Consider the following 324-nt stretch of genomic DNA (forward strand, 5'->3'; position numbering starts at 1 on the left):
GGGGTTTATGGATCGCATACGACCAGTCCATCCAGTCGACGTGCTTGGAAACGCTGACACCAGAGCGTGATTGTTGGGCAGGAAAAGCCCGTCAACCGTGCAATGTTGTCTCGGGTTTCGCCTTCGGCAGCCAGCAAGATTATGCGGGCTCGCCGACCTTCTCGCTGAGGGATGGTGGCAGAGCGAACGCGCCGTTTGAGTTCGATCGTTTCTTCAGGGCTAAGCGTGATGTCCAGAGCGCTCACGATAAGCTCTCCAAGGCTGGGATGGCATCTGAAGTGTAGCCGAAAATAATGAAAAGCTATTTCGCGAACAGCACACTAG

1 pseudogene is annotated in these 324 nt (G+C 54.6%); it reads right to left on the reverse strand.

Going from position 1 to position 324, the window contains the following annotated elements:
• Positions 1 to 20: 20 nt before the first annotated feature.
• Positions 21 to 245: pseudogene (locus tag ALP40_RS07810) on the reverse strand (helix-turn-helix domain-containing protein); the annotation flags it as partial.
• Positions 246 to 324 lie beyond the last annotated feature (79 nt).

The organism is Pseudomonas viridiflava (genome assembly GCF_003702045.1).
In the GTDB taxonomy this organism is placed as follows: Bacteria; Pseudomonadota; Gammaproteobacteria; order Pseudomonadales; family Pseudomonadaceae; genus Aquipseudomonas; species Aquipseudomonas viridiflava_C.